The organism is Vibrio sp. M260118, assembly GCF_036533755.1.
Lineage (GTDB): Bacteria > Pseudomonadota > Gammaproteobacteria > Enterobacterales > Vibrionaceae > Vibrio.
Window position 1 is genome coordinate 1 of record NZ_JATABG010000569.1, and the last position, 1442, is coordinate 1442.

At 40.2% G+C, this 1442-nt stretch carries 1 pseudogene; it reads right to left on the minus strand.

Going from position 1 to position 1442, the window contains the following annotated elements:
• Positions 1–111: 111 nt before the first annotated feature.
• A pseudogene (locus QTO00_RS19650) lies at positions 112–1442 on the minus strand (hypothetical protein); the annotation flags it as partial.

Genomic DNA, 1442 nt, shown 5'->3' on the forward strand with positions numbered 1-1442 from the left:
CACCTTTGGCGGCAGCAAGTGCCACTTTAGCTTTGAACTCAGGAGAGTGGTTTCTACGTTTTCTAGTCATAATCTGTTCCAGTATTGTTGGGTACTATCAAAACAGATCAATCACTTAAAGTCATGTCCGAAAATTGGGGACCACTTCTTAGTCTCTCTAAATCTGCTTGACTGAAGTGTGAGAAAATAGTCATTTGGTTTGACTCTAATACGTTTCATAAAATCTGCAGGTAGTGGGCTGAACCCTTCCCACTGCTTGGCAGGACGCGAGAGACTTCCAGCTCTTAGTAAGAAACGTGGTTGTGATTTAGGTTGTCTATCAGCTCTAGCCGTAGCCCAGGCCTCAATATCTTTTATCAAAGGTAAGCAGCTTGCCGGTATCTCTAAATGGCCCTGCTTACCACTATGATAGAAGAAAGATACTTGGATATTTCCATTGCTATCTTTTTCTGTGTAACTTAGTGGCAGAAGCACCCCTTTCAATGGTTTATCTGTGAAACAAGATAAGATGCAGTAGCTTATATAAAGAGTCATCCTAGTTGCGCGTTCTTTTCTTATCGGGTAAGAGTGTTTTCTGACAATAGTTCGCTCGCTATCAGTCCTAATGGTTTTGAGCTCAATAGCTTTGTTTTGTTGGTATGAATAAAAAAGTTCACTAAACCAAGGCAGGTTAATTAATCGATACGACGTTACAAGGTTTAACTGTTTGGTAAGTTGTCTATTTATCTCTGGTAGATAGAATGAATTAGATACTTGTCCATCGAATTGAAGTGTATACAGTAGCCTTTTAGAACTCGCGAAGCATGTGGATAGCTTTACGAGTGTTTCAATAAACGCAACACCAGTCTTTTTTTCAACGTCAAATACGATATGCTCATCAGTTTCGTTACTGACTAGAGCTGTTACGCTAAGATTGGCCCTAGCTTTGAAGCCGCTAATTTTTATTGTCTTTAACCCACGTTCACCGTTATCTGTTTCGATCTCAATAGGGTGGCATATACTTCTCACCACGCTGTGATTGAGAGAGGTAAAATAACAGAGTAAATGGTAAGCGGCGCCCATTGCTAAATTAAATGCTGATGAAGCGCTTACTTTTCCTTTATTGTGGGGCTTTAGAGATGTTGGGAATAACAGAACCTCGAGCTGATCATTGATGTCAATTGAAACAGTAAGCTTTTCGGGTAAAGGAAGGTCCCCTGTTTTGTGTGCAATCAGCTGTGTTGATATACCAAAAAACAAATCGCTTAGTCGAGTTACGATGACTTTCTCATCAAGCTTGGAATAAGCTTTGAAAGGAGTCATTGACCGATTGAAAGGGCGATGTGAATATCTCCAACTTTCTGCATCAACGCCACACCATACCAATGCTTGTATAACGTATGATACCAATCCTACGGCAGTTGATTCTTTAATACCTATTTCATCACCATCATTTCTTTGCC